20 protein-coding genes and 1 riboswitch are annotated in these 25,376 nt (G+C 74.4%); of the genes, 12 read left to right on the forward strand and 8 right to left on the reverse strand.

What is annotated here, in order from left to right; all coding sequences use genetic code 11:
• Positions 1 to 4 precede the first annotated feature (4 nt).
• Positions 5 to 934: a sucrase ferredoxin gene (locus ACSLIC_RS21330; RefSeq protein WP_436739307.1), complete on the reverse strand. Its 930-nt coding sequence runs from the start codon at positions 932 to 934 to the stop codon at positions 5 to 7.
• Between the two features lie 198 nt (positions 935 to 1,132).
• On the opposite strand from ACSLIC_RS21330, the gene ACSLIC_RS21335 reads away from it, so the two are divergent.
• Positions 1,133 to 2,263 carry a CobW family GTP-binding protein gene (locus ACSLIC_RS21335; RefSeq protein ID WP_436739308.1) on the forward strand — a complete coding sequence of 377 codons (1,131 nt, stop codon included), beginning with the start codon at positions 1,133 to 1,135 and terminating at the stop codon, positions 2,261 to 2,263.
• Between the two features lie 104 nt (positions 2,264 to 2,367).
• Here the strand turns inward: ACSLIC_RS21335 and ACSLIC_RS21340 are convergent, their stop codons facing one another.
• Complete coding sequence (locus ACSLIC_RS21340; RefSeq protein ID WP_436739309.1) at positions 2,368 to 4,815, reverse strand: DNA gyrase/topoisomerase IV subunit A; 2,448 nt, start codon at positions 4,813 to 4,815, stop codon at positions 2,368 to 2,370.
• A gap of 197 nt (positions 4,816 to 5,012) precedes the next feature.
• Here ACSLIC_RS21340 and ACSLIC_RS21345 point away from each other — a divergent pair, with 197 nt between their 5' ends.
• The 4 genes from ACSLIC_RS21345 (at position 5,013) to ACSLIC_RS21360 (ending at position 9,825) form a co-directional block, all read left to right on the forward strand.
• Positions 5,013 to 6,377, forward strand: a complete 1,365-nt coding sequence (locus tag ACSLIC_RS21345; RefSeq protein ID WP_436739310.1) for a M16 family metallopeptidase — start codon at positions 5,013 to 5,015, stop codon at positions 6,375 to 6,377.
• A gap of 16 nt (positions 6,378 to 6,393) precedes the next feature.
• Positions 6,394 to 7,761 (forward strand): M16 family metallopeptidase, encoded by a 1,368-nt coding sequence (locus ACSLIC_RS21350; protein ID WP_436740437.1) that lies wholly within the window; start codon positions 6,394 to 6,396, stop codon positions 7,759 to 7,761.
• A 243-nt stretch (positions 7,762 to 8,004) separates the two neighbouring features.
• A riboswitch (cyclic di-AMP (ydaO/yuaA leader) is annotated at positions 8,005 to 8,159 on the forward strand.
• Positions 8,160 to 8,172: 13 nt separating this feature from the next.
• Positions 8,173 to 8,931 carry a M23 family metallopeptidase gene (locus ACSLIC_RS21355; protein ID WP_436739311.1) on the forward strand — a complete coding sequence of 253 codons (759 nt, stop codon included), beginning with the start codon at positions 8,173 to 8,175 and terminating at the stop codon, positions 8,929 to 8,931.
• A 219-nt stretch (positions 8,932 to 9,150) separates the two neighbouring features.
• Entirely contained in the window at positions 9,151 to 9,825 is a 675-nt protein-coding gene (locus ACSLIC_RS21360; protein ID WP_436739312.1) for a GntR family transcriptional regulator, read from the forward strand.
• A gap of 540 nt (positions 9,826 to 10,365) precedes the next feature.
• On the opposite strand, the gene ACSLIC_RS21365 is transcribed toward ACSLIC_RS21360, so the two are convergent.
• The gene (locus ACSLIC_RS21365) at positions 10,366 to 10,647 is read right to left on the reverse strand and encodes an HPr family phosphocarrier protein (RefSeq protein WP_436739313.1); all 282 of its coding nucleotides are present in this window, start codon (positions 10,645 to 10,647) and stop codon (positions 10,366 to 10,368) included.
• A 172-nt stretch (positions 10,648 to 10,819) separates the two neighbouring features.
• On the opposite strand from ACSLIC_RS21365, the gene ACSLIC_RS21370 reads away from it, so the two are divergent.
• The 3 genes from ACSLIC_RS21370 to ACSLIC_RS21380 are packed head-to-tail and all read left to right on the forward strand — an operon-like array spanning position 10,820 to position 15,519.
• Positions 10,820 to 13,684 carry a bifunctional acetate--CoA ligase family protein/GNAT family N-acetyltransferase gene (locus tag ACSLIC_RS21370; protein ID WP_436739314.1) on the forward strand — a complete coding sequence of 955 codons (2,865 nt, stop codon included), beginning with the start codon at positions 10,820 to 10,822 and terminating at the stop codon, positions 13,682 to 13,684.
• A 54-nt stretch (positions 13,685 to 13,738) separates the two neighbouring features.
• The gene (locus ACSLIC_RS21375; protein WP_436739315.1) at positions 13,739 to 14,338 is read left to right on the forward strand and encodes a DUF5998 family protein; all 600 of its coding nucleotides are present in this window, start codon (positions 13,739 to 13,741) and stop codon (positions 14,336 to 14,338) included.
• A complete protein-coding gene (locus tag ACSLIC_RS21380; RefSeq protein ID WP_436739316.1) occupies positions 14,338 to 15,519 on the forward strand; it encodes an alkaline phosphatase family protein in 1,182 nt (393 codons plus the stop codon). Before ACSLIC_RS21375 ends, ACSLIC_RS21380 begins: the two co-directional genes overlap by 1 nt.
• Before the next feature lie 42 nt (positions 15,520 to 15,561).
• Here ACSLIC_RS21380 and ACSLIC_RS21385 read toward each other — a convergent pair whose 3' ends face one another.
• The gene (locus tag ACSLIC_RS21385; protein ID WP_436739317.1) at positions 15,562 to 16,395 is read right to left on the reverse strand and encodes a VOC family protein; all 834 of its coding nucleotides are present in this window, start codon (positions 16,393 to 16,395) and stop codon (positions 15,562 to 15,564) included.
• Between the two features lie 272 nt (positions 16,396 to 16,667).
• Between ACSLIC_RS21385 and ACSLIC_RS21390 the strand changes: the two genes are divergently transcribed.
• A complete protein-coding gene (locus ACSLIC_RS21390) occupies positions 16,668 to 17,495 on the forward strand; it encodes a sulfurtransferase (protein ID WP_436739318.1) in 828 nt (275 codons plus the stop codon).
• 73 nt (positions 17,496 to 17,568) lie between these two features.
• Here ACSLIC_RS21390 and sepH read toward each other — a convergent pair whose 3' ends face one another.
• The gene (gene sepH, locus ACSLIC_RS21395) at positions 17,569 to 18,594 is read right to left on the reverse strand and encodes a septation protein SepH (protein ID WP_436739319.1); all 1,026 of its coding nucleotides are present in this window, start codon (positions 18,592 to 18,594) and stop codon (positions 17,569 to 17,571) included.
• 477 nt (positions 18,595 to 19,071) lie between these two features.
• Between sepH and ACSLIC_RS21400 the strand changes: the two genes are divergently transcribed.
• A complete protein-coding gene (locus ACSLIC_RS21400; protein ID WP_436739320.1) occupies positions 19,072 to 20,109 on the forward strand; it encodes a hypothetical protein in 1,038 nt (345 codons plus the stop codon).
• A gap of 19 nt (positions 20,110 to 20,128) precedes the next feature.
• Here the strand turns inward: ACSLIC_RS21400 and ACSLIC_RS21405 are convergent, their stop codons facing one another.
• Positions 20,129 to 21,478 carry a D-arabinono-1,4-lactone oxidase gene (locus ACSLIC_RS21405; protein ID WP_436739321.1) on the reverse strand — a complete coding sequence of 450 codons (1,350 nt, stop codon included), beginning with the start codon at positions 21,476 to 21,478 and terminating at the stop codon, positions 20,129 to 20,131.
• Positions 21,405 to 22,679 (reverse strand): MFS transporter, encoded by a 1,275-nt coding sequence (locus ACSLIC_RS21410; RefSeq protein WP_436739322.1) that lies wholly within the window; start codon positions 22,677 to 22,679, stop codon positions 21,405 to 21,407. The genes ACSLIC_RS21405 and ACSLIC_RS21410 overlap by 74 nt, the downstream gene beginning before the upstream one ends.
• Before the next feature lie 119 nt (positions 22,680 to 22,798).
• Between ACSLIC_RS21410 and ACSLIC_RS21415 the strand changes: the two genes are divergently transcribed.
• Positions 22,799 to 23,914, forward strand: coding sequence for a ferrochelatase (locus tag ACSLIC_RS21415; RefSeq protein ID WP_436739323.1), 1,116 nt, complete (start codon positions 22,799 to 22,801; stop codon positions 23,912 to 23,914).
• 37 nt (positions 23,915 to 23,951) lie between these two features.
• Positions 23,952 to 24,761 (forward strand): inositol monophosphatase family protein, encoded by an 810-nt coding sequence (locus ACSLIC_RS21420; RefSeq protein ID WP_436739324.1) that lies wholly within the window; start codon positions 23,952 to 23,954, stop codon positions 24,759 to 24,761.
• A gap of 167 nt (positions 24,762 to 24,928) precedes the next feature.
• On the opposite strand, the gene ACSLIC_RS21425 is transcribed toward ACSLIC_RS21420, so the two are convergent.
• Positions 24,929 to 25,105 (reverse strand): hypothetical protein, encoded by a 177-nt coding sequence (locus ACSLIC_RS21425; RefSeq protein ID WP_436739325.1) that lies wholly within the window; start codon positions 25,103 to 25,105, stop codon positions 24,929 to 24,931.
• Positions 25,106 to 25,376: the final 271 nt, after the last annotated feature.

Below are 25,376 nucleotides of genomic sequence, written 5' to 3' on the forward strand. Positions count from 1 at the left end.
CGGGTCACCGGGGTGTCGGGGCGGCTCGGTGCGCCCGTACCGCCAGGACGTCCATCCGCCGCGGTGCCGCCGGAGCCCCGCCGCACGACTCGGGGCGCGGCGGGAGCGAGGCGCCCTCAGCGACGGTGACGCGCCAGCGCCGCCCGTCGCGGTGGGTCAGCGTCACCTCCCAGCGGGGCGCCGCGCCCCTGGTTCCGGTGACCGCGAGGTCGTCCGGGCCGACGCCGGGCAGCCGCTCCCGCAGGGCCAGTTCGGCTGCCTGGCCCGGCCGGTCCCAGCAGGAGCGGCCCCGGCAGCCGGCCGCCACGACCTCGCCCGAGGCACTGGCCCGCAGGATCTCCTCGACCTCGGGCGCCGAGGAGCGGCCGTAGGCGTAGCCGTGCGGCAGGACCAGCAGCGTGGGGGCGAAGCGGTGGCCGCCGAGGTGGGTGATCTCCCAGACGGCCTCGGGTGCGGTGAGCGCCAGTTCCTCGGCGAGCGGGCGGCCCAGCAGGGCGCAGCACCTGTCCCGCTTGCCGTTGGTGCACACCAGGGCCAGCGGCGGCCCGTCGTACGCCACACCGCCCAGCGCCTCGAAGGAGGCCGGGTCCCCGGCGCCGAGCGCGGACAGGTCGAGGGCGCGCAACGCCTCGGGGGAGGAGAGGCGGACGGTACGTGTCCAGGCGCGGCCGGGGAGGGTGTGGGCGGCGAGGACGCGGGCGCCGCCCGGTTCCGCGCGCCGTCCGCCGGGGCGGCGGATCAGGGCGATCCGGACGCCGGTGGACTCGGCGGCCCCCTCCAGGGCGGCGCCGAGCCCCGGGTCGAGGCGGCTGGCGGTCAGGGCGCGGGCGCCCCACGGGCCGGGCTGCTCGATCAGGAGCCAGGTGCGGGCGGTGGCGGCGGTTCCGGCGAGCGGTTCGCGCAGGTCGAGGGCGTCTCGTGCACACGTACTCACAACGGGACCCTAACCCGGGGCGGACCGCGCGAGCGGGCAGATGGGCGGCGACCGGGCGGTCCGCGGCCGCGCACCGGCGGTCGTTCTCCGCAAGCCGGGCCCGGACCGTGCCGGCCGTATCCTGGGACGCCCGCCCGGCCAGGGCGGGCGCCGGGCACCGCGCCGGTCCCGGCGGCGGCACGGCGGAAGGACCCCTCGGTGGGCAGGCAGCAGATCCCGGTCGTCGTCCTCGCCGGCTTCCTCGGCTCGGGCAAGACCACTCTCCTCAACCAGCTGCTCCGGCGCAGCCGGGGCACCCGGATCGGCGCCCTCGTCAACGACTTCGGCGCCATCGAGATCGACGCCATGACCGTCGCCGGACAGGTCGGCTCCACCGTCTCGCTGGGCAACGGCTGCCTGTGCTGTGCCGTCGACGTCGCCGAACTCGACACCTACCTGGAGCGGCTGACCCGCCCCGAGGCCGGGCTCGACGTCATCGTCATCGAGGCCAGCGGCCTGGCCGAACCGGTCGAACTGGTCCGCATGATCCTGGCCAGCGAGAACCCGCACATCCTCTACGGCGGCCTCGTCGAGGTGGTCGACGCCGCCGAGTACGAGGCGACCCGCGCGCGCCACCCCGAGATCGACCGGCACCTCGCCGCCGCCGACCTCGTCGTCCTCAACAAGAGCGACCGCGTCACCCCGGACGAACTGGCCGGCCTGCTCACCGCCGTCCGCGAACGCGCCGGGGAGGGCGCCGTCACCCCCGCCGCCCACGGCCGCGTCGATCCCGGACTCCTCATCGACCGGCGTCCGCGGACCGAACGCCACGGCCAGCTCTCCTTCGACGACGCCCGAGAGGAGGCCGAGGCCGAGAGCGGCTGCGACGGTCACCAGGACGGCCACGGGGAGCACACCGGACACCTGCACGCCGCCTACGACAGCGTCTCCTTCACCACCGCCACCGCGCTCCACCCGCGTCGGCTCATGGACCTCCTCGACACCCGGCCCGCAGGGCTCTACCGCATCAAGGGATGCGTCGACTTCGGCCCGCTCGACCCGGACCACGCCTACACCCTGCATGCCGTCGGCCGCTTCCTGCGCTTCGCCCCTCGCCCCTGGGAGACCGGCGAGGAACGCCGCACCCAGCTCGTCCTGATCGGCTCCGGCATCGACCCCGAGGCCCTCACCGCGAGTCTGGAGGGCTGCCGCGACGAGGCCCGGGAGGCCGAGGAACGTCACCTCTGGAGCATCCTGCGCTTCGTCCGCGCCGAGGAGGACACCGCCGACCCGGACGACCCGGGCGCACTGCGCACCAACCCGTCCGACGCGGAACCGCCCGTCGCCTGAAGCCCGTACGCCCGCCGTACGGTCCGAGCGCGTCCGGACAGCCGGCCGCCCCGGCGCGTCGTGCGCCGGGGCGGCTTCGTCCGGGGCGTGGCTCCCGGCCGGCGTCAGCCGACCGGACCGGCCACCACCGCCACCGGCTTGGACAGGGACAGGCCCGAGCCGTCACGGCGCGGGTCCAGGTCGGGCAGCTGGGCCGGGGAACCGTCGCGCTGGGCCGCGCGGGCCGGGGCCGGGCCCGCCCAGGCGAAGCTCAGGCAGTCCTCGCCCTTCAGGAACCGCTGGCAGCGCACCCCGCCGGTGGCCCGGCCCTTGCGCGGGTACTGGTCGAAGGGGGTCGCCTTCGCCGTGGTCTGCACCGATTCGTCCAGCGTGCCGCGCGAACCGGCCACTGTGAACACCACCGCGTCCACCGACGGGTCGACCGCCGTGAACGACACCACTCGGGCCCCCTCGCCCAGCTTCACCCCCGCCATGCCGCCGGCCGGGCGGCCCTGCGGGCGGACCACCGAGGCCGGGAAGCGCAGCAGATGCGCCTCGTCGGTGATGAAGACCAGGTCCTCCTCGCCGGTGCGCAACTCCGTGGCACCGACGATCCGGTCGCCGTCCTTGAGCGTGATGACCTCCAACTCCTCCTTGTGCGAGGGGTAGTCGGGCACCACACGCTTCACCACGCCGTGCGCCGTGCCGAGCGCGAGCCCCGGCGAGGACTCGTCCAGCGTGGTCAGGCAGACCAGCTGCTCGTCCGCCTCCAGGGTGAGGAACTCCGCGACCGGCGCCCCGCCCGACAGGCTCGGCGACGTGTCCGTCCCCGGCAGTTGCGGCAGGTCGATCACCTGGAGCCGCAGCAGCCGCCCGGCCGAGGTCACCGCGCCGACCTCGCCGCGGGCCGTCGCCGCGACCGCCGAGACGATCAGGTCGTGCTTGACCCGCTTCGGCGCCTCGGCCAGCGGGGTCGCGTCAGCGGTCCGGGCCAGCAGCCCCGTCGAGGAGAGCAGCACCCGGCAGGGCGTGTCCTCCACCTGGAGCGGCACGGCGGCAGCCGCGCCGGAGGACTCCAGCAGCACCGTACGCCGGTCCGTGCCGTACTTCTTCGAGACCGCGGCCAGCTCCGAGGAGACCAGCTTGCGCAGCTCCGCGTCGGAGTCCAGGATGCGCGTCAGCTCCTCGATCTCGGAGGTGAGCCGGTCGCGCTCGGACTCCAGCTCGATCCGGTCGAAGCGGGTGAGGCGGCGCAGCGGCGTGTCCAGGATGTACTGCGTCTGGACGTCGCTGAGCGAGAAGCGCTCCATGAGGCGCTCGCGGGCCTCCGCGCTGTTCTCACTGTCCCGGATGATCCGGATGACCTCGTCGATGTCGACGAGCGCCACCAGCAGTCCCTCGACCAGGTGCAGCCGGTCGCGCCTCTTGCCCCGGCGGAACTCGCTGCGGCGGCGGACCACGGTGAACCGGTGGTCCAGGTAGACCTCCAGCAGCTCCTTGAGGCCGAGGGTGAGCGGCTGGCCGTCGACCAGGGCGACGTTGTTGATGCCGAAGGACTCCTCCATCGGCGTCAGCTTGTAGAGCTGCGCCAGGACCGCCTCGGGCACGAAGCCGTTCTTGATCTCGATGACCAGCCGCAGGCCGTGCTCGCGGTCGGTGAGGTCCTTCACGTCGGCGATGCCCTGGAGCTTCTTCGCGCCGACCAGGTCCTTGATCTTGGAGATGACCTTCTCCGGGCCGACGCTGAACGGCAGCTCGGTGACGACCAGCCCCTTGCGGCGCGGTGTGACGTTCTCCACCGCGACCGTGGCGCGGATCTTGAACGTGCCGCGCCCGGTGGCGTACGCGTCGCGCACTCCGCCGAGCCCCACGATCCGCCCGCCGGTCGGCAGGTCGGGACCCGGCACGAACCGCATCAGGGTCTCCAGGTCGGCGCCCGGGTGCTTGATGAGGTGGCGCGCGGCGGCGACGACCTCGCCGAGGTTGTGCGGCGGCATGTTGGTGGCCATGCCGACCGCGATCCCGGACGCGCCGTTGACCAGCAGGTTCGGGAAGGCGGCGGGGAGCGCCACCGGCTCCTGCTCCTGGCCGTCGTAGTTGGGCGAGAAGTCGACCGTGTTCTCGTCGATCGACTCGGTCATCAGGGAGGTGGCGTCGGCCATCCGGCACTCGGTGTACCGCATCGCGGCCGGCGGGTCGTCGTTCCCCAGCGAACCGAAGTTGCCGTGGCCGTCGACCAGCGGCAGCCGCATGGAGAACGGCTGCGCCATGCGCACCAGGGCGTCGTAGATCGAGGCGTCACCGTGCGGGTGGAGCTTGCCCATCACCTCGCCGACCACCCGGGCGCACTTCACATAACCGCGGTCGCGGCGCAGCCCCATCTCGTTCATCTGGTAGACGATCCGCCGGTGCACCGGCTTCATGCCGTCCCGCGCGTCGGGGAGGGCACGCGAGTAGATCACCGAGTAGGCGTACTCCAGGAAGGAGCCCTGCATCTCGTCGACAACGTCGATGTCGAGGATGCGCTCCTCGAAGTCGTCCGGTGGCGGGGTCTTCGTGCTGCGGCGGGCCATCGCTGCTGCGGCTCCTTCACCAACAAGGTCTGGACATGACGCCGACCATTGTGGACCGCGCCGACGACAACCCCGACCGCACCCCGTCCTTCGGGTGCCATCCGGCGGGAACTTCGCCCCCTGTCGGCGCGGTTGCATAGAGTGACAGGGCGGAGAGGACTTCTCCGGAATTCGCGAGCGAAGGGACGTACCTGCCCATGGGTGACACGGCCACAGCGCGGGCCGCCTCCGGCGGCCTGACAGCGACCGAGCACCGCCTGGCCAACGGCTTGCGCGTGGTGCTCTCCGAGGACCACCTGACCCCGGTCGCCGCGGTCTGCCTCTGGTACGACGTCGGCTCGCGCCACGAGGTGAAGGGCCGCACCGGCCTCGCCCACCTCTTCGAGCACCTGATGTTCCAGGGTTCCGCCCAGGTGAAGGGCAACGGCCACTTCGAACTGGTCCAGGGCGCCGGCGGCTCGCTCAACGGCACCACCAGCTTCGAGCGGACCAACTACTTCGAGACCATGCCCGCCCACCAACTGGAGCTGGCCCTCTGGCTGGAGGCGGACCGCATGGGCACCCTCCTGACGGCCCTGGACGACGAGTCGATGGAGAACCAGCGCGACGTCGTCAAGAACGAGCGCCGCCAGCGTTACGACAACGTGCCCTACGGCACCGCATTCGAGAAGCTCACCGCCCTCGCCTACCCCGAGGGCCACCCCTACCACCACACGCCGATCGGCTCGATGGCCGACCTCGACGCGGCGACGCTGGAGGACGCCCGGGAGTTCTTCCGCACGTACTACGCGCCGAACAACGCCGTGCTCTCCGTCGTCGGCGACATCGACCCCGAGCAGACGCTCGCCTGGATCGAGAAGTACTTCGGCTCCATCCCCGGCCACGACGGCAAGCGCCCCCCGCGCGACGGCTCGCTGCCCGACACCATCGGCTCCGAGCTGCGCGAGGTGGTCCGCGAGGAGGTGCCCGCGCGCGCCCTGATGGCCGCCTACCGCCTCCCGGAGGACGGCACCCGCGCCGCCGACGCCGCCGACGTGGCGCTCACCGTCCTCGGCGGCGGCGAGTCCTCCCGGCTCTACAACCGCCTGGTCCGGCGCGACCGTTCGGCCGTCGCCGCCGGCTTCGGCCTGCTGCGGCTGGCCGGCGCGCCCTCGCTCGGCTGGCTGGACGTCAAGGCGTCGGGGGACGTCGAGATCCCCGCCATCGAGTCCGCCGTCGACGACGAGCTGGCCCGCTTCGCCGCCGAGGGCCCGACCGCCGAGGAGATGGAGCGCGCCCAGGCCCAGCTGGAGCGCGAATGGCTCGACCGGCTCGGCACGGTGGCCGGCCGCGCCGACGAACTCTGCCGGTACGCCGTCCTCTTCGGCGACCCGCAGCTCGCCCTCAGCGCCGTCGGCCGCGTGCTGGACGTCACCGCCGACGAGGTCCGCGAGGCCGCCGCCGAGCGCCTGCGCCCGGACAACCGCGCGGTCCTCGTCTACGAGCCGCTGACCCCCGAGGAAGCCGAGCACGCCGACAACACCGACGCCGCGACCGGCGAGGAGGCCGCAGCCAGTGAGTGACGTCATCACCCCCGCCATGGATCTCCACCCGCAGCCGGCCGGGGGAGCGCCCCGCCCGTGGGCCTTCCCGGCCCCCGAGCGCACCACGCTGGACAACGGCCTGACGGTGCTGCGCTGCCACCGGCCCGGCCAGCAGGTGGTCGCCGTCGAGGTGCTGCTCGACAGCCCGCTCGACACCGAGCCGGAGGGGCTCGACGGCCTCGCCACCATCATGGCCCGCGCCTTCAGCGAAGGCACCGACCGGCACAGCGCCGAGGAGTTCGCCGCCGAGCTGGAGCGGTGCGGCGCCACCCTCGACGCCTTCGCCGACCACCCCGGCGTCCGGCTCTCCCTGGAGGTCCCGGTCTCCCGGCTGGAGAAGGCGCTCGGGCTGCTCGCCGACGCGCTGCGCGCCCCGGCCTTCGAGGAGGCCGAGGTCGAGCGGCTGGTCCGCAACCGCCTCGACGAGATCCCGCACGAGCAGGCCAACCCGGCCCGCCGCGCCGCCAAGGAGCTGTCCCGGCAGCTCTTCCCGGTCGACTCGCGCGTCTCGCGGCCCCGCCAGGGCGCCGAGGAGACCGTCGAGCGGATCGACGCGGCGGCCGTCCGCGCCTTCTACGAGCGGCACGTCCGTCCGGCCACCGCCACCGCCGTCGTCGTCGGCGACCTGGAGGGCACCGACCTCGACGCCCTGCTCGCCGGCAGCCTCGGCGCCTGGCAGGGTGACGCGGGCAAGCCCAACCCGGTCCCGCCGGTCACCGCCGACGACACCGGCCGCGTCGTCATCGTCGACCGTCCCGGCGCCGTCCAGACGCAGCTGCTCATCGGCCGCGTCGGACCCGACCGGCACGACCGGGTATGGCCCGCCCAGGTGCTCGGCACGTACAGCCTCGGCGGCACCCTGACCTCCCGTCTGGACCGTGTCCTGCGCGAGGAGAAGGGCTACACCTACGGCGTGCGGGCCTTCGGCCAGGTGCTGCGCTCCACCCCGGAGGGGACGGGCGCGGCGATGCTCGCCATCAGCGGCTCCGTCGACACCGAGTCCACCGGACCGGCGCTGGACGACCTCTGGAAGGTGCTGCGCACCCTCGCCGCCGAAGGGCTGACCGACGCCGAGCTGGACACCGCCGTCCAGAACCTCGTCGGCGTGGCACCGCTCAAGTACGAGACGGCCGCCGCCGTCGCCTCCACCCTCGCCGACCAGGTCGAGCAGCACCTGCCGGACGACTTCCAGGCGCGGCTGTACCGCATGATGTCCGAGACCGGCGCCACCGAGGCGACCGCCGCCGTGGTCAGCGCCTTCCCGGCCGACCGGCTGGTCACCGTCCTGGTCGGCGACGCCTCCCGGATCGCCGAGCCGGTGCGCGCCCTCGGTATCGGCGAGGTCAGCGTGGTCACGGGCTGACGCCCGCTCAGCAGGTCCGGGCCGACAGGCCCGACCCGGCGCGGGAACCCCGGAAGCCCGAGTGGATTCCGGGGTTCCCGTCATGTCCACGCCTCCACCCTGATGTCCGTTTCGCGGGAGTGACACCCCCTCTGCCCTGTGGTGTGTGCTACAAAAGCGGCGTTCGGTTTGTAGCGCGACAGAACTGCCGATTAACGTCTCTGCGGCTGTCCGGCCGAAGCACCCGCCGCATCCGTGGCGAACGGGCAGTCATCGCCGAATCCCCGCAGGGCGCGAGCCCGGGGAACCGGGGACCCACCGTCCCACGGGGTGAATCGGGCGCCTCCCGCGAGGGGCTCGTAGGAGACCTTCCTGCTCCGAACCCGTCAGCTAACCCGGTAGGCGAGAAGGAAGGAAAGGACCAGCCGCTCCATGGCGTTCACCCGTCCCACCGGGAAGCACCGGCGTCCCAGCCGCCGGGCCACCCGCACCGGGGCCGGCCTGGCCGGCGTCGCCGCCCTCACCACCACCGGCGTGGCGACCACCCTCGCCTCCCCGGCCGCGGCCGCCGAGGCCCCCGCGCACACCGGCTTCACCGAGGCCATCGTGATCGGCCACGGGCTCGCCGACCGGATCGGCGACCAGGCCGCCGCCCAGCGTCTCGCCGCCGAGGCCGCCGCCGCCGAACAGGCCGCCGTCGAGGCCGCCCGGGTGGAGGCCGCCGAGGCGAAGCGGAAGGCCGAGAAGGTCCGGGCCGCCCGCGCCGCCGAACGCGAGCGCCTCCACCGCTACGTCCTCCCCGTCGAGGGCTCCTACGTCTCCACCGGCTACCAGACCGGCGGCAGCCTCTGGTCCTCCGGCAGCCACTCCGGTGTCGACTTCCACGCCCCCGCCGGCAGCGCGGTCCGCGCCGTCGGCGGGGGTACCGTGGTCGAGACCGGCTGGGGCGGCGCCTACGGCAACGAGGTCGTCATCAAGATGCACGACGGCACCTACACCCAGTACGGCCACCTGGCGTCGGCCACCGTCGCGGTCGGCCAGAGCGTCGTCCCGGGCCAGCAGATCGCCGTCTCCGGCTCCACCGGCAACTCCACCGGGCCGCACCTGCACTTCGAGGCCCGCTCCGGCGCCGACTACGGCACCGACATGGACCCCGTGGCCTACCTCCGCGGCCACGGCGTCGACGTCTGACCCACCCCTCGCGCGCCCTGTTCTTCCCGAAGGCCCCGGTTCCGGATTACCCGGACCGGGGCCTTCGGTATACCCGGACGTCTGCGCCCCGCTGTTGCTTTCCGGCCAGAAGATATCCACGGATCACCTGGTGCCGTCGGAAAGGAATCCGTTCTGCCGTAGGGTCAGGAAAGAGAACAGGACGACCGCGCTCACGCGGGTCACAGGCGGAGGATGGGTATGGGTATTCCCGCGCAATCGGTATGCACCGCGATCAGGGAGGACATCGTCTCCGGTGTGCACGAGCGCGGCTCCCGCCTCACCGAGGGGCGGCTCGCCCGCCGTTACGGCGTCTCCCGCGTCCCGGTCCGCGAGGCGCTGCGCACCCTGGAGGCCGAGGGATTCGTCGTCACCCGCCGGCACGCCGGGGCGTGCGTCGCCGAGCCGACCGAGCGGGAGGCGGCCGACCTGCTGGAGATCCGGACGCTGCTGGAGCCGCTGGGCGCCGCCCGCGCCGCCCGGCGCCGCACCGATGCCCACCTGAAGGTGCTGCGCGGCCTGGTCAGGTTGGGGCAGGAGCGCGCCAGGCTCGGTGAGGGTGAGGAGCTGCGGCCCCTGGGTGCCTGGTTCCACGAGACGCTCGCCCAGGCGTCCGGCAGCCCCGGCCTCACCGCCCTGCTGACCCAGCTGCGCCAGAAGGTCACCTGGATGTACGCGATCGACCCGCCCGCAGCCCCGGTCGAGTCCTGGGCCGAACGCGGCGCCATCGTCGACGCGGTGGCCCGCGGCGACGCGGAGCGGGCGCGCGCCCTGACCGCCCGGCACGCCGAGCGCGCGGCGGCGGCCCACCGCCTCCGCGCCACCGGGGTGAGGACTTCGCAACATGCCGTCAACAATCGGGGCGATCAGAATTAACAAGAACACCGTATACAAGAGCAAGAGCAGTGAATTCCTGGCCGCGCCGTGCCAGGCGTTCCGGCCGGAGGGAAGGTCGGGGGAATTTCCTCGCCCGTGGTGCGCGATATCGGCGCACGGGGCGGCGGGCGAATTCGACGTGCGTGAATTCCCTCAGGGCCTTGGTGAATCCCCGCCCGCGCTGGTCCGTGAAAGGCGGCACGCCCCGCGCTGACGGACGAGGGCGGCCGGCGGCGACGCGGGACCAGCGTCCCGAGGACCCGGCCCGGGCCGGGTCACCCGGACCGCACGAGCCGACCTGGCCGTCCGGCGGCGCTGCGGAGCCGACCCCGCCGGACGCCGCGTCAGCTTCGCCGGCAGCCGTACCTCCAGCTCCTTCGCGCGGGCGGTGGCCCGGCCGCGACGGAAGGCCCTGTCCGGGACGGGCGTCTCCGGTTCCGGCGGGGCGGAGGGGCAGCCGGGGGCAGGTCGCCGAGCGCCGGCGGCGCAAGGACGGACCGGGGCCCGTCCACGCCCCGGGCGGCGGGGAGCACCCCCGGATCAGACGGTCTCCGGAAGCTCGTCCAGACCCGCCGCCACCAGCTTGGCCAGGCGCTCCAGGGCGGCCTCGGCGCCGTCCGCGTCGGCGGAGAGGACGATCTCCTCGCCGCCCTGCACGCCGAGGCCGAGGACGGCCAGCACCGAGGCGGCGTTGACCGGGGCGGTGTCCGGCTTGGCGATGGTCACCGGGATGCCGGAGGCGGTGGCGGCCCGGACGAAGATGGCGGCGGGACGGGCGTGCAGGCCCTCGGCCCAGCCGACGTGGACGCGGCGCTCAGCCATGTTGAAGCTGCCCTTCACGAGTCGGACGACATTGTCTAGACCAGACTCGCACACCGCCCCGGACGCCCCCGCCAGGGACATACACGGGCCGCCCCAATACCTCGCGGCGGCCCGCGGAACAAGGCCCGGCCCGCCCCGTGCCCGAGGACCCGGCGACCCGTACGCTGCTCCCATGGACACCCCGTCGGACCAGCACGCCTACCCCGACCACTGGGAGGCCGACGTGGTGCTCCGCGACGGCGGCACCGCGCGCATCCGGCCCATCACCGCCGACGACGCCGACCGCCTGGTGAGCTTCTACGAGCAGGTCTCGGACGAGTCGAAGTACTACCGGTTCTTCGCGCCGTACCCGCGCCTGTCGGCCAAGGACGTCCGCCGCTTCACCCGGCACGACCACGTCGACCGCGTGGGGCTGGCCGCCACGGTCGGCGGCGAGTTCATCGCCACCGTCCGCTACGACCGCGTCGACGACCGGGGCATGCCCGCCTCCGCCCCCGCCGACGAGGCCGAGGTCGCCTTCCTCGTCCAGGACGCCCACCAGGGCCGCGGCGTCGCCTCCGCCCTGCTGGAGCACCTCGCGGCGGTCGCCCGCGAGCGCGGCATCCGGCGCTTCACCGCCGACGTGCTCCCCGCCAACACCAAGATGATCAAGGTCTTCACCGACGCCGGGTACCAGCAGAAGCGCAGCTTCGAGGACGGCGTGGTCCACCTGGAGTTCGGCCTGGAGCCCACCGACCGCTCGCTCGCCGTGCAGCACGCCCGCGAACAGCGCGCCGAGGCCCGCTCGGTCCAGCGGCTGCTGGCCCCCGGCTCGGTCGCCGTGGTCGGTGTGGGGCGCGCTCTCGGCGGGGTCGGCCGCAGCATCCTGCGGAACATCCTGGCGGCCGGATTCACCGGCCCGGTGTACGCCGTCAACCAGGGCTTCCCCGCCGTCGGCGGCACCGTCGAGGGCGTCCGCGCGCACCGCTCCGTCCGCGACATCGCCGAACCCGTCGACCTCGCCGTCGTCGCCGTCCCCGCCGAACGCGTGCCCGAAGCGGTCGCGGAGTGCGGCGAGCACGGCGTCCAGGGCCTCGTGGTGATCTCCGCGGGCTACGCCGAACAGGGCGCCGAGGGCCGCGAACGCCAGCGTGCCCTGATCCGCCAGGCCCGCTCGTACGGCATGCGGGTCATCGGCCCCAACGCCTTCGGCGTCATCAACACCACCCCCGGGAAACGGCTCAACGCCTCGCTCGCCCCCGAACTCCCCGTGCCCGGCCGGGTCGGCCTGTTCACCCAGTCCGGCGCCATCGGCATCGCCCTGCTCTCCGCGCTCCACCGCGACGGCGGCGGCGCCGACGGCGTCCACAACCCGGCCGGCGTCTCCACCTTCGTCTCGGCGGGCAACCGGGCCGACGTCTCCGGCAACGACGTCATGCAGTACTGGTACGACGACCCGCACACCGACGTCGCCCTCATGTACCTGGAGACCATCGGCAATCCCCGCAAGTTCACCCGCCTCGCCCGCCGCACCGCCGTCGCCAAGCCGCTGGTCGTCGTCCAGGGCGCCCGGCACAGCGGCATCACCCCCACCGGCCACCCGGCCCCCGTCACGCGGCTGCCGTACGCCACCGTCTCCGCCCTGCTGCGCCAGGCAGGCGTCATCCGGGTGGACACCGTCACCGAACTGGTCGACGTCGGCCTGCTCCTGGCCGGGCAGCCGCTCCCCGCCGGCCCCCGCGTCGCCATCCTCGGCAACTCCGAGTCGCTCGGCCTGCTCAGCTACGACGCCTGCCTCTCCGAGGGACTGCGCCCGCTGCCGCCCCGCGACCTCACCACCGACGCCACCCCCGAGGACTTCCGGACCGCGCTCGCCGCCACTCTCGCCGACGACGGCTGCGACGCCGTGGTGGTCACCGCCATCCCCTGGGTGGACGCCGACGGCGTCCCCGAACGCCCCCACGGCGAGGCGCTCGGCGCCGCCCTGCGCACGGCCCACGCCACCGCTCCCGGCAAACCGGTGGTCGTGGTCCACGTGGAACTCGGCGGCCTCGCCGAAGCCCTCTCCGCCGCCGCCGGCACCGGCCCCGGCAGCCCCGCCACCCAGCGCGGCCCCGCCCCCTCCCCGGCCGCCCCCGCCCCCGGCGAGGCACCCCCCGCCCCGCGCGCCCGCCGCATCCCCGCCTATCCGGCCGCCGAACGCGCCGTCCGCGCCCTCGGCGAGGCCGTCCGGTACGCCCAGTGGCGCCGCGAGGCCCAGCGCCCCGGCGGCGTACCGGAGTACGAGGACATCGACGAGCGGGGCGCGGCTGCCGACATCACCCGGCTGCTGGCCGCCGACGCCCCCCGGGAGGAGGGTGTCGTACCGCGCGCCCACGGCCTCGGGGCCGACGACACCCGCGCCCTGCTCGCCCGCTACGGCATCGACGTCCGCCCCACCCTCCCGGCGCCGGACCCGGACGCGGCCGTGCGCGCCGCCGCCGACCTCGGCTACCCGGTCGCCCTCAAGACCACCGCACCCCACCTGCGCCACCGCGCCGACCTCGGCGGCGTCCGCCTCGACCTCGCCGACGAGGCCCAGCTGCGCCAGGCGTACGCCGAGCTGACCGGCCTCTTCGGCAGCCCGGCCGAGCTGCGGCCGGTGGTCCAGCCGATGGCGCCGCGCGGCGTCGACACCGTGGTGCGCACCGTCATCGACCCGGCCGCGGGCGCCGTCCTCACCTTCGGCCTGGCAGGCGCCCCCTCCGAACTCCTCGGCGACACCGCCCACCGCCTCATCCCCGTCACCGACCGGGACGCCACCGCGATGGTCCGCTCCATCCGCAGCGCCCCGCTGCTCTTCGGCTGGCGCGGCTCCGCCCCGGTGGACACCCCGGCCCTCGAAGAGCTGCTGCAACGCGTCTCGCGGCTGGTCGACGACCACCCCGAGGTGGTCGACGTGCAGCTGGAGCCGGTGGTGGTCGCCCCGCGCGGCGTCAGCGTCCTCGGCGCCTCGGTCCGTCTGGCCCCGCCCCCCGCCCGCGACGACCTCGGCCCGCGCACCCTGCCCGCCTACTGAACGCCCCGCACGGGCCGTCCCCAGCGGTCGGCGCGCCCCCGTAGGATGGTGCGCATGGCAAAGACCGGTACGACGACCCAGGGGCTGCGCGCGGCGATCGAGCGCAGCGGCTACTACCCGGCCCTCGTGGCCGAGGCGGTGGAGGCCGCCGTGGGAGGCGAGCCCGTCGCGTCGTACCTGGTCCATCAGGAGACCACCTTCGACGCGAACGAGGTCCGCCGCCACGTCACGGTCCTGGTCCTCACCCCCACCCGGTTCGTCGTCAGCCACACCGACGAGCAGGCGGCCGACGCCGGCTCGCCGGAGCCGCTCGCCACCACCTCCACCGAGTCGGTGAAGACCGGCCGGATCTCCTCGGTGGTCCTCAGCCGCGTCGTGGCGAACCCGGAGTCGTACACCCCCGGCACCCTGCCCCGCGAGGTCGTCCTGACCATCGGCTGGGGCGCCGTCTCCCGTATCGACCTGGAGCCCGCCGCCTGCGGCGACCCCGACTGCGAGGCCGACCACGGCTACACCGGCAGCTCCACCGCCGACGACCTGAGCCTGCGCGTCAGCGAGGCCGGCGACGGCCCCGACACCGTGCGGCAGGCGCTCGTCTTCGCCCAGGCGCTCTCGGAGGCGACGGCCGCCACCGCCACGCCGGCCGGCCGCTGATGGGCCACCCCGCCTGGCCCGAGCCCCTCTCCGTCGCCTCCGCCCCGGTCCCGGCCTACGGCAGCGGGTCGCTCGCCGACCTGCTGCCGACGCTGGCCGCCGGTTCCGGCGTTCCGGGCATGACGACGGCCCTCACCGAGCTGGCCCCCGCCGACCGGAACTGCGTCTTCCTCATCGACGGGCTCGGCTGGCACCAGCTCCTCGCCCACCCGGCCGAGGCGCCGTTCCTCTCCTCGCTGATCGCCTCCTCGCGCGGCGGCACCGGGCAGCCGCTCACCGCGGGCTTCCCCGCCACCACCGCCACCTCGCTCGCCTCCGTCGGCACCGGTCGCACCCCCGGCGAGCACGGCCTGCCCGGGTACGCCGCGCTCAACCCGGACAGCGGCGAGCTGATGAACCAGCTCCGCTGGAAGCCCTGGACCGACCCGCACGCCTGGCAGCCGCACCCCACGGTCTTCTCCCTCGCCGACGCGGCCGGGGTGCACACCGCGCAGGTCTCCGCCCCCGGCTTCCACCACACCCCGCTCACCCAGGTCGCACTCAGCGGCGGCACCTTCCACGGCCGCCTCTCGGGCGAGGAGCGGATGGACCTGGCAGCCGCCCAGCTCGCCGCCGGGGACCGCGCGCTGGTCTACACGTACTACAGCGAGGTCGACGGCAAGGGTCACCGCTTCGGTGTCGACTCCGACGCCTGGCGCGGCCAGCTGATGTACGTCGACGGTCTCGCCCGGCGCCTCGCCGAGCAACTGCCCCCGCGCAGCGCCCTGTACATCACCGCCGACCACGGCATGGTCGACATCCCCTTCGACGACCACCACCGCTTCGACGTCGACGAGGACTGGGAGCTGAACGCCGGCATCCGCCTTCTCGGCGGCGAGGGCCGCGCCCGCCACCTGTACGCGGTCCCGGGCGCCGCCCGTGACGTGCGCACTGTCTGGCGCGAGGTGCTGGGCGAGCAGTGCTGGGTCGCGAGCAGGGACGAGGCGATCGAGGCCGGCTGGTTCGGCCCGCGCGTCGAGAAGCGGGTCCGCGACCGGCTCGGCGACGTCATCGTCGCCGCCCGTGACGACGTCGCCGTCATCGCCACCCGCCGCGAGCCCAACGAGTCCGCCCTGACCGGCATGCACGGCTCGATGACCCCGGCCGAGCAGCTGGTACCGCTGCTGGAGGTCCGTACCTGACGCCCCGGCCCGGGCGGCGCACCGCCCGGGCCCGTCGCGCCGTCAGGCCGCGAGGTCCGCGGCCCGGGGCCGGGGGTGCGCCACCGTGAAGACCGCGCCCGAGGGGTCGGCCACCGTGGCGGTCCGCCCGTGCGTTCCGTCGCGGGGCGGCCGCTGCACCCGCCCGCCCAGCTCGATGACCCGGTTGACGGTCTCGTCCGGGTCCTCGACCGCGAAGTGCGTCTCCCAGTGCGGCGTCCCGAGGACCCCGAGCGCAGACCCCACCCCCTGCACGGAGGCGACCGGGCGCTTCTCCAGCAACAGCGTCGCGGCGTCGGGCGCCGTGGCCTCCGGCTGCGCCCCGAAGCCGAACACGGCCTGGTAGAACGGCAGGACACCGTTGGTCTCCCGGGTGACCAGCTCGTTCCACAGCACCGACCCGGGTACGCCCTCCACGGCGGCCCCCAGGTGCTCGCGGCTCTGCCAGATCCCGAAGACCGCGCCGGCCGGGTCGGTGGCGAGCGCCATCCGCCCGGCGTCCTGCGCGTCCAGCGGACCCACCCCGACGGTGCCCCCGCGGTGCCGGACCGTGCCGGCCGCCTCGTCCACGTCGTCCGCCGCCAGATACGGCGTCCACGCCACCGGCAACGGCCGTCCCGAGGGCATCCGCCCGATACCCGCCACCACCCGGCCGTCCAGCAACGCCCGCGCGTAGGGACCGAGTTGGTCCGGACCCGGCCGGAACTCCCAGCCGAACAGCCGCTGGTAGAACTCCTGACTCGCCGCCAGGTCGTCGGCCATCAGGCTCACCCAGCAGGGTGTGCCGGGCACCGGCCGCTCCAGGCGGTGCCCCCACTCGGCTCTCTGGTCCACTTCCTGCCCCCGCACCATGCTCATCTGCCACTCTCCTCGGACCGTCCGTCGTTGGGCGTGCGCCGTCCGGCGCCGGGCCGCCGCCGTCGGCGTCCCGCGCGCCCGGGACCGCGCCACGCGTAAGCGCAGCCTGCCCGATCCGTCGTTCCTCACCCGTTGCCACGCCATGGCCTTGAGGTCACAGTCCGGGATCACCCGGTGTACGTGAGTCCGTACAAGCGGTACTCCTCGCGGGTGATCGGGCCGACTTCTCCGGGGAGGCGGGCCTGGCCGCGCCGGTGCGCGAGGATGGCCCCATGAACGCGATCATCTCCGCCGCCGCACTCGCCCGGGAACTCGCGGGCCCCCGCCCGCCCGTGCTGCTCGACGTCCGCTGGCAGCTCAACGGCCCGGACCAGCGCCCCGCCTACCTCGCCGGGCACCTGCCCGGGGCCGTCCACGTGGACCTGGACCGCGAGCTGGCCGGCGGTCCCGGGCAGGGCGGACGGCACCCGCTGCCCGACGTCGAGGGGTTCGGCGCCGCGATGCGTGCGGCCGGGGTGGGCACCGCCCGCCCCGTCGTCACCTACGACGGCGGCCTGGGCTGGGCGGCGGCCCGCGCCTGGTGGCTGCTGCGCTGGGCCGGACACCCCGGGGTACGCGTCCTCGACGGCGGGCTCGCCACCTGGGACGGGCCGCTGGAGACGGGCGAACCCGCTCCGGAACCGGGCGACTTCATCCCCGTGCCGGGCGGGTTGCCGCTGCTGGACGCGGACGGTGCCGCCGCGCTGGCCGCCACCGGGGTGCTCCTCGACGCACGGGCCGCCGAGCGGTACCGGGGCGACGTCGAGCCGATCGACCGGGTCGGCGGCCACATCCCGGGGGCCCTTTCCGCCCCGACCACCGAGAACGCCGGCGAGGACGGCCGGCTGCGCCCCGCCGCCGAACTCGCCGACCGCTTCGCCGCCCTGGGCGCGGGCCCCGGCGAGGAGGTCGGCGTCTACTGCGGCTCCGGCGTCTCCGGCGCCCACGAGGTGCTGGCCCTGGCGGTGGCCGGGGTGGACGCCGCCCTCTACGTCGGCTCCTGGTCCGACTGGTCCGCCGACCCGGACCGCCCCGTCGCCACCGGTCCGCAGCCGGGCTGACCCGTACCCGCAGGTCGGCCCGTACACCGGTGAGGTGTACGGGCCGACCTGCGGGTACGGGCTCGGGGGAGCGCTACTCCTTGTTCTTGCGGCGGGTGCCGAAGACGATCTCGTCCCAGCTCGGTACGGCCGCCCGGCGGCCCGGCCGGACGCCGTCCGCCTCCGCCTGCCGGTCGGTGGAACCGATCAGCCGGTCGCGGTGGGCCGCCACCGCCCGCGGCATCAGCACGTCCGCGTAGGCCGAACCGGCCGAGGCGGCGGGCGCAGGCGGCTCCTCGGCCTCCTGCTCCTGCTCGGGCTCCTCCGACGGGCGCTCGGCGGCCGGACGCTCCGGCACGACCATGTCACCGCGGAAGCTCGGTACCGCCTCCAGCAGGCTGGTCAGGGAGTCCCGGCCGCCCTGCTCGGCGGTGGCCGGCAGCTCTTCGGTGTCCGGCTCCACGGTGTGCGGTCCGCGCTCGGGGCGCTCCCTCGGCAGCCGGGCGATCCGCGGCACGAAGGGGAAGCTGGGCTCGGGCGCCGAGGCGTCGTCGGACTCGCCGATCAGCGAACGGGCCTCGTCGTCCACCGCCTGCACGAGGCGGCGCGGCGGGTCGTAGCTCCAGCTCGCCGAGTGCCGCTCACCGGCGACGCCGTAGACCAGCAGGACCTCCCAGGTGCCGTCGTCGCGGCGCCAGGAGTCCCACTGCGCGGTGTCGCGGTCGGCGCCGCGCAGCAGCAGGCGCTCGCGGACGGCGTCGCCGAGCTGGGGGCCGGTGTTCTCCCCGGGACGGCGGACGGGGGTCTTGCGGGCGCGCTCGGCCATGAAGGCGCGCTCGGCGAGGACGGGGCCCTCGAAGCGGCGGACGCGGTCCACGGGGATGCCGGCGAGCGAGGCGACCTCCTCGGCGGAGGCACCGGCCCTTATCCGCGCCTGGATGTCGCGCGGGCGCAGGTGACTCTCGACCTCGATCTCGATCTGGCCGAGACGGGGCCGGTCACCGCGGACGGCGGCCCGGAGCCGCTCATCGATCGGAAGCGTGTACTCCGTACTGTCCGCAGCTTTGAGCACCAGCCGTGTGCCGTCGTTGCTGACGGCCACGACACGCAGTTCGGGCATGGGGACCTCCCGGGTGGTGCCTGCCGACGTCACGTGCGTCGCTGCTTCCGCTAGTCGTGTGTGGTCTGCCCGGGTGCAGCCGACCACAACCTTGCCGAGTTGCCCGGTGGGCCGGATGTGGGTCCCGCACCACCGCGATGTCACCGTTCCTGACTGAAGCCGCGCGGCGTGCCCGCACTGCTCACCCGGTGCCGTGAAGTCCTCTCCCGAGGCTCCGGCCGACCCCTCGGGGCCTGAAGGAAAACCAGGTGGGAGACCGGACCCAGGGCTCGCAACAGTACTCCATTCGGGCCACCGGGGTGGACCGGCACGCCGCTGAACTTCTCACAGGGAGCGGCAGTTGGTCGACGCCTTTGTCGTCCGGCGCCTCCCCGAGGTGGCCTGCTTCACAAAACCCCCAGAAGCGGAACCATTCGATTCGCCCAATTGTCGTTTTGTGGTGCAGGGTGAACGAGAAGGGCGAAAACGAGGCGGGAGATGCGCGAGATCACGCAGGTGAAGGAGACCGGTTCCCGGAGCGGCGAGGCGCCGCAACAGGACGAGAGGCGCATCGATCTGAGCGTCCCCCAGGTCGCGGGCTCCGCCGTGGCCGCGGTCGCGGGCGCCGTCGCCGCCTCCCAGCTCGGTGTCTACGGCACCGTCATCGGCGCCGGCGTGATGAGTGTGGTCGCCACCACCGGAGGCAGCGTCTTCCAGCACCTCTTCCGCCGCACCGGCGAACAGATCCGTGACGTCGCGCACGTCCGCCCCAAGGACGAGCCGGGCCCCGGCGCCCCCGACACCTTCCGCGCCGACCCGGAACCGCTCACCGACCCCGCCCCCGGCCGGGTCGCCGCCGGCCCCGCTCACACCGCCCCGGGCGAGCCCCCGGCCCCGGCCGAGGCCACCCAGTTCCTCGGCCGGGCCGAGCCCGAGGCGACCCGCCTGCTCGGGACTCCGGCCGAAGCGGACCAGGCCACCCGCCTCCTGCGCGCCGCGCACCAGCCGTCCGGTCCGGCCGCCGCCCCGGCCTTCGGGGAGTTCGGCGCGGCCACCACGCACCAGGCCCGGCCCAGCCGCTGGAAGCGGCCCCTGATCAGCGCAGCCGCCGTCTTCGCGCTCGCGATGGGCGGCATCACCGGCTGGGAGCTGGTCTCCGGCCACGCCTTGAGCGGCGACTCGGGTCCCACCCTCAGCCATCTCACCGGCAACGACTCCCAGCCCTCCGATGACCGTGACGAGGACAAGGCGCCCGTGCCGCGGGAGACTCCCTCCGGTGAGGCGCCGTCGGACGGCTCCTCCGACATCCCGGCCGGCCAGGACCCCGAGGAGGGCACCGACTCCTCCGGCACGCCCGAGGGCGGTACGAGCCCGGCGCCCAGTCACTCCGGGCCGCAGCCCGGCACCCCGGACGGCTCCACCGGCGGCGACCGGTCCCCGGCGCCCACCCCGACCCCCTCGACCGGTGAGCCGGAGCAGCCGTCCGGGGGCGTGCCCTCCGGCGACGCGCCCGAGGAGGACGCCCCCGGCGGGTGACGGGCGCGGGGGCGGCGGGTCAGTCGCCGAGAACGCGCCGCAGGTAGTCGTTGCCGAAGACCCGGTCGGGGTCGAGGCGGTCGCGCACCGCGGTGAACTCGGCGAAGCGCGGGTACACCTCGGCGAAGTACTCCGCGTCCCTGGTGTGGATCTTGCCCCAGTGGGGCCGGCCCTCGTGGGCGGTGAAGATCCGCTCGGCGGCGGTGAAGTACGCCTGGTACGGCGTGCCCTTGTAGAGGTGGACCGCGATGTAGGCGCTCTCCCGGCCGGAGGCGGTGGAGAGGGCGACGTCGTCGGCGGGCGCGGTCCGCACCTCCACCGGGAAGCTCACCCGCAGCGGGGAGCGGTCCACCATCGACCGCAGCGCGCGCAGCGCCGGGACGAGGGCCTCGCGCGGGACGGCGTACTCCATCTCGACGAAGCGGACGCGGCGTGGGGAGGTGAAGACCTTGTAGGGGACGTCCGTGTAGGTGCGCGCGGACAGTGCGCGGCTGGCGAGGCGGGCCAGTGAGGGGATGGCCGCGGGGACCGCTCGGCCCAGGGTGTTGGCCGCCTGGAAGACGCCGTTGGAGAGGAACTCGTCCTCGAACCAGCCGCTGAGGCGGCCGACGGGGTCGGCGGGTCCGGCGGCGCGGTTGTTCCGCTTGGTGGAGCAGTTGCCGGTGTGCGGGAACCAGTAGAACTCGAAGTGCTCGTTCTCCGCGACGAGCTGGTCGAACTCCGCGGTGACCTGGTCGAAACCCATGGGCTCCTCGCGGGCCCGCAGCAGGAAGACCGGCTCCACCGCGAAGGTCAGCGAGGTGATCACGCCGAGCGCGCCGAGCCCGATCCGGGCGGCGGCGAAGACCTCCGGGTTCCGCTCGCGCGAGCAGGCGAGGACCGAGCCGTCGGCGGTGACCAGCTCCAGAGCGGTGACCTGCGCGGCGAGGGAGGCCGAGTCCCGCCCGGTGCCGTGGGTGCCGGTACTGGTCGCCCCGGCCACCGTCTGCTCCATGATGTCGCCCATGTTGGTCAGCGACAGGCCCTCGCGGGCCAGGGCCACGTTGAGCCGCTTCAGCGGGGTGCCGGCGGCCACCGTGACGGTGCCGGCCTCGCGGTCGATCTGGATGCCGGTCAGCAGGTCGGGGCGTATGAGCAGGCCGTCGGTGGCGGCGGCCGCGGTGAAGGAGTGGCCGGTACCGACCGCCTTCACCCGCATTCCGTGCGCCGCCGCCTCGCGCACCGCGCCGACCAGTTCGGCGGCCGAGGCGGGGGCGGTCTCGCGGGCCGGGCGGGCCGCGACCGTCCCCGCCCAGTTACGCCAGGTCCCGCTCCGGGTGCGTACCGGGCTCGCCGTCCTGGTGCCGCTCCGTGTCTGCTGCTCGTCCATCAGGCCCCTCCCGCTGCGGCGCCGGGCTGCTCAGCCGGCGGTACCCCAGGAACCCGACGAGGACCGCGGCGGCCCCGGCGGCCGCCGGAACCCAGTACCCCGCCTTCGCCCCCGCCGCGTCGATCACCCAGCCGGAGACCGATGAGCCGAGAGCGACGCCGACCGCCAGACCCGTACTCACCCAGGTCATGCCTTCGGTCAGCTTCGCGCGGGGCACGTGCTGCTCGACGAGGGCCATCGTCGTGATCATCGTCGGCGCGATGCACAGGCCCGCAACGAACAGTGCCGCGGCCAGAAACGGCAGGTTCCCGGCCAGTTGGAGGGGGATCATACTCACGCCCATCGCGACGACCCCCAGCAGCCACCTGCGGGCCGGCGACCCGCCGAAGTGCATCAGCCCGAAGACGACGCCCGCCAGGCACGACCCGGCGGCGTACGTGGCCAGCACCAGGCTGGCCGCGCCCTTGTGGCCCTGTTCCTCGGCGAAGGCCACCGTGACCACGTCGACCGCGCCGAAGATCGCGCCGGTCGCCACGAAGGTGCCGACCAGGACCTGGAGCCCGGCGGAGCGCAGCGCGGAACCCTTGGCGTGGTGCTCGCGCGGGTGGGGGACCGGCTCGCTGGCGCGCTGCGCGGTGAGCGAGAAGACCCCCGCCGCCAGGAAGACCGCTGCCAGCAGCGGCCCGGCCTCGGGGAACCAGGTGGTCGACAGGCCGATGGAGACGATCGGGCCGAAGATGAAGCACGCCTCGTCGACCACCGACTCGAAGGAGTAGGCGGTGTGCAGCTGGCGCGGCTGGTCCCGGTAGAGCGCCGCCCAGCGGGCGCGGACCATCGAGCCGATCGAGGGCACCGCGCCGATCCCGGCGGCGAAGACGAACAGCGCCCAGTCCGGCAGCGAGAACTGCGCCGAGAGCAGCAGCCCCGCCACCGCCGCCAGCGCCACCAGGGTCGCCGGCCGCAGCACCCGCCGCTGGCCGTGCAGGTCGACCAGGCGGGAGATCTGCGGGCCGATCAGCGCGGCCGACAGCGCCACCATCGCCGAGAGCGCGCCGGCCAGCCCGTACCTGCCGGTGAGCTGCGAGATCATCGTGACGATGCCGATGCCCATCATGGACAGCGGCAGGCGCCCCACGAAGCCGGCGGCGGAGAAACCCCTGCTGCCCGGGGCGGAGAAGATGGCGCGGTACGGGCTGGGCAAGGAGGGCTCCGGGACGGCTGAACGTAAGGTGCGAGCGGGGTTCGTACAGCTTACGGCGCGGTGCGGCGCGACCGCAGCCCCGATTCCTCGTGCGGGTGGCCGGATGGCAGGATCGAGGCATGTCCGATGTGCGCGATGCCACCCCGTACGACGCCCTCCTGCTGCTCTCCTTCGGCGGTCCCGAGGGCCCCGACGACGTCGTCCCCTTCCTGCGGAACGTGACGCACGGCCGCGGGATCCCCGAGGAGCGGCTGAAGGAGGTGGGGCAGCACTACTACCTGTTCGACGGGATCAGCCCCATCAACGCCCAGAACCGCGACCTCCTCGCCGCCCTGCGCGCCGACTTCGCGGAGCACGGCGTCGAGGTGCCCGTGTACTGGGGCAACCGCAACTGGAGCCCGTACCTGCCCGACACCCTGCGGGAAATGGCCAAGGACGGGCACCGCCGCATCGCCGTCCTCGCCACCAGCGCGTACGCCTCGTACTCCGGGTGCCGCCAGTACCGCGAGAACCTCGCCGACGCGCTGGCCGTGCTGGAGTCCGAAGGGTTGGCCGTGCCCCGGGTCGACAAGCTCCGGCACTACTTCAACCACCCGGGCTTCCTGGAGCCGATGATCGACGGGGTGCTCGCCTCCCTCGCCGACCTGCCCGAGGAGGTGCGCGACGGCGCCGAGATCGCCTTCGCCACGCACTCCATCCCGGACGCCGCCGCCGACACCTCGGGCCCCCGCGAGGACCACGGCGAGGGCGGCGCCTACGTGGCGCAGCACCTCGACACCGCCCGGGTGATCGCCGACGCGGTCCGCGAACGCACCGGCGTCGACCACCCCTGGTCCCTCGTCTACCAGTCGCGCAGCGGCGCCCCGCACATCCCGTGGCTGGAGCCGGACATCTGCGACCACCTGGAGGAGCGGCACGCGGCCGGCGCCCCGGCGGTCGTGATGGCGCCGATCGGCTTCGTCTCGGACCACATGGAGGTCCGCTACGACCTCGACACCGAGGCCGCCGCCAAGGCCGCCGAACTGGGCCTGCCGGTCCGTCGCTCGGCCACCGTCGGAGCCGACCCGCGCTTCGCCGCCGCCGTCCGCGACCTGCTGCTGGAGCGGGCCGCCACCGAACGCGGCGAGCATCCCGCCCGCTGCGCCCTGGGGGCCCTCGGCCCCAGCCACGACGTCTGCCCGGTCGGCTGCTGCCCCGCCCGCTCGCCGCGCCCCGCCGCCGCGGGTATGGACTGACCTGTTCCGACCGGCCCTACCTAGGAGCAACCAGCCCGTGACCGACCCCAACACCGGACTGCTCGCCCTCGCCCTGGAGGCGGCCCGCCGCGCCGGGGACTTCCTGCGCGACGGCCGCCCCGCCGACCTCGCGGTGGCCGCCACCAAGACCAGCGCCATCGACGTGGTCACCGAGATGGACATCGCCTCCGAGAAGATGATCACCGGCTTCCTCGCCGACCGCCGTCCCGAGGACGGCTTCCTCGGCGAGGAGGGCGCCAGCACCGAGGGCACCAGCGGCGTGAAGTGGATCATCGACCCGCTCGACGGCACGGTGAACTACCTCTACGGCCGCCCCGCCTGGGCCGTCTCCATCGCCGCCCAACGCGACGGGGCCACCGTCGTCGGCGTCGTCCACGCCCCGATGCGCGGCGAGACCTGCCGGGCCGTGCTCGGCGGCGGCGCCCACCTGGACGACACCCCGATCCGGGTGAACGAGGCCCCGGCCCTGGACCGCGCCCTGGTCGGCACCGGCTTCGGCTACCTCGCCGACCGCAAGGCCCACCAGGCCGCCGTCGCCGCCCGGATCATCCCGGAGGTCCGTGACATCCGCCGGGGCGGCTCCGCCGCGATCGACCTGTGCGACGTCGCCACCGGCCGCCTCGACGCGTACTACGAGCGCGGGCTCAACCCCTGGGACTACGCGGCCGGGGAGCTGATCGCCCGCGAGGCCGGCGCCCTCACCGGGGGACGCCCCGGAGCGCCCGCCTCCACCGAGCTGACGGTGGCGGCTCCGCCCGGCCTCTTCGAGCCCCTCCAGGAGCGACTGGAGGCGTACGGGGCCTGGCACGACGGCACCCTGGCCTGACCGGCACCCGGAGCGGGCGCACGACCGGGCCCCGGCCCCCCTCCCCGGGTTCCGGAGGTCCTCGCAACCCCACGGTTTCGCGGGTGTTGAGAGGACCGCCGGAACCCGGGTTCTCGGCGGAAGGGGCCGGGGCCCGGTCGTGTGCGCGCGTCGGCGGGCGGTACGGGTCAGGCGGTGGATGCCGAATGGACCTGGACGCCGTGCTCGGCGGCCAGCCGCTGGAGGTCCTCCAGCTCGCCCTGCTCGACCTCGGCCAGGAACTCGTCCCCGGTCTCCTGGGCCCGGGTCAGATCCGACTCGGTGGCCTCTATGCGCTGAAGCAGTCCTGCGGTGAAAGCGTCCATGATGCGCCCCCTCGTCAAGGTGTGGGTGGGTCGGCGGCACGGGGGTGTGCCTCGAAAAAGGGGTGATCACTCCCCGGGGCGGCTCCGCCGGGGAACGCCGGACGTGGCATGAGCCACATGCCGAGGGTGATCGTGGGTGTGCAGTCGTCCTCCCCGCGCCCTGTACGCCGGAAACCTCGGGGTTCCGCCGACTTGCGGAATCCTTCCTTCCCGTCCGGGTGGCTCCCGCCTTACCGCCGGTTTATTGCCGAAAGGGGCAGGATGGAGCCTC

It is taken from the genome of Streptomyces sp. BBFR102 (genome assembly GCF_051397025.1).
Classification (GTDB): Bacteria; Actinomycetota; Actinomycetes; order Streptomycetales; family Streptomycetaceae; genus Streptomyces.

Excerpts from the sequence above, each read along its gene's own strand:
- ACSLIC_RS21340 (WP_436739309.1), bottom strand. The coding sequence starts at position 4,815 with ATGGCCCGCCGCAGCACGAAGACCCCGCCACCGGACGACTTCGAGGAG.
- ACSLIC_RS21345 (WP_436739310.1), top strand. The coding sequence starts at position 5,013 with ATGGGTGACACGGCCACAGCGCGGGCCGCCTCCGGCGGCCTGACAGCG.
- ACSLIC_RS21350 (WP_436740437.1), top strand. The coding sequence starts at position 6,394 with ATGGATCTCCACCCGCAGCCGGCCGGGGGAGCGCCCCGCCCGTGGGCC.
- ACSLIC_RS21355 (WP_436739311.1), top strand. The coding sequence starts at position 8,173 with ATGGCGTTCACCCGTCCCACCGGGAAGCACCGGCGTCCCAGCCGCCGG.
- ACSLIC_RS21360 (WP_436739312.1), top strand. The coding sequence starts at position 9,151 with ATGGGTATTCCCGCGCAATCGGTATGCACCGCGATCAGGGAGGACATC.
- ACSLIC_RS21365 (WP_436739313.1), bottom strand. The coding sequence starts at position 10,647 with ATGGCTGAGCGCCGCGTCCACGTCGGCTGGGCCGAGGGCCTGCACGCC.
- ACSLIC_RS21370 (WP_436739314.1), top strand. The coding sequence starts at position 10,820 with ATGGACACCCCGTCGGACCAGCACGCCTACCCCGACCACTGGGAGGCC.
- ACSLIC_RS21375 (WP_436739315.1), top strand. The coding sequence starts at position 13,739 with ATGGCAAAGACCGGTACGACGACCCAGGGGCTGCGCGCGGCGATCGAG.
- ACSLIC_RS21380 (WP_436739316.1), top strand. The coding sequence starts at position 14,338 with ATGGGCCACCCCGCCTGGCCCGAGCCCCTCTCCGTCGCCTCCGCCCCG.
- ACSLIC_RS21385 (WP_436739317.1), bottom strand. The coding sequence starts at position 16,395 with ATGAGCATGGTGCGGGGGCAGGAAGTGGACCAGAGAGCCGAGTGGGGG.
- ACSLIC_RS21390 (WP_436739318.1), top strand. The coding sequence starts at position 16,668 with ATGAACGCGATCATCTCCGCCGCCGCACTCGCCCGGGAACTCGCGGGC.
- sepH (WP_436739319.1), bottom strand. The coding sequence starts at position 18,594 with ATGCCCGAACTGCGTGTCGTGGCCGTCAGCAACGACGGCACACGGCTG.
- ACSLIC_RS21400 (WP_436739320.1), top strand. The coding sequence starts at position 19,072 with ATGCGCGAGATCACGCAGGTGAAGGAGACCGGTTCCCGGAGCGGCGAG.
- ACSLIC_RS21405 (WP_436739321.1), bottom strand. The coding sequence starts at position 21,478 with ATGGACGAGCAGCAGACACGGAGCGGCACCAGGACGGCGAGCCCGGTA.
- ACSLIC_RS21415 (WP_436739323.1), top strand. The coding sequence starts at position 22,799 with ATGTCCGATGTGCGCGATGCCACCCCGTACGACGCCCTCCTGCTGCTC.
- ACSLIC_RS21425 (WP_436739325.1), bottom strand. The coding sequence starts at position 25,105 with ATGGACGCTTTCACCGCAGGACTGCTTCAGCGCATAGAGGCCACCGAG.